Origin of the sequence: Streptomyces recifensis (assembly GCF_002154615.1) — a bacterium.
GTDB lineage: Bacteria > Actinomycetota > Actinomycetes > Streptomycetales > Streptomycetaceae > Streptomyces > Streptomyces griseoluteus.
In genome coordinates this window covers 1-651 of sequence record NZ_MUNH01000926.1, presented here as the reverse complement: position 1 = coordinate 651, position 651 = coordinate 1, and the positions used below count along the sequence as shown (strand labels likewise).

At 69.7% G+C, this 651-nt stretch carries 2 pseudogenes; both read right to left on the bottom strand.

The window, feature by feature from the left end:
- A pseudogene (locus CCN33_RS33455) lies at window positions 1-222 on the bottom strand (DNA topoisomerase IB); the annotation flags it as partial.
- Window positions 223-456: 234 nt separating this feature from the next.
- Window positions 457-651, bottom strand: a pseudogene (locus CCN33_RS30860) (RNA methyltransferase); the annotation flags it as partial.

The following is a 651-nucleotide window of genomic DNA, read 5'->3' as shown; positions in this document are numbered from 1 at the left end:
GCGGCGGCCGGCGGCATCGGTACCGACGGCCTGCAGATGCCCATTGGCCCTGGTGCAGATCCACACGTCCCGCCAGGCCGGCGGTATGACCAGTTCCCGGATCCGGGCCAGCTCGGCCGGATCGCGCAGCGGCTCCCCGTGAGCGTCCACGTAACGAAAGCCGCGTCCATGGCGCAGGCGGCGGAACCCGGGGTCGGTGGGCCGGCAGTGACAGAGACGCATCCCGACCTCCTGATGGCGCACTACCGGATGGGTGGTTCCGACCGTCCCGTGTCCCCCGTGGGAATCCGGATCGAAGCTCTGTCGCTCTGGTACCCACCCAAATCCCCCGCAAGCCGGACAAACCGCAGCTCGGTGACACATGCGGCGTCATCAGTCCCTTGACCGACGGGCCGTACGGCCGGGCTCCGCCGTGACGAGCGACCGACGGACCGGCAGCGATCGGAGAACCGCAGGTCAGCGACCCTTTTCGGCAGGCTCCAGAATCGCCACGCACTCCACGTGATGCGTCATCGGGAACAGATCGAACGCCCGCAGCGTCCGCACCCGGTACCCGCCCTCCCGGAAGTACCCCAGATCCCGGGCCAGCGCGGCCGGGTCGCACGCCACATAGGCGATCCGGCGAGCGCCGAGACCGACCAGGTGCTGCAC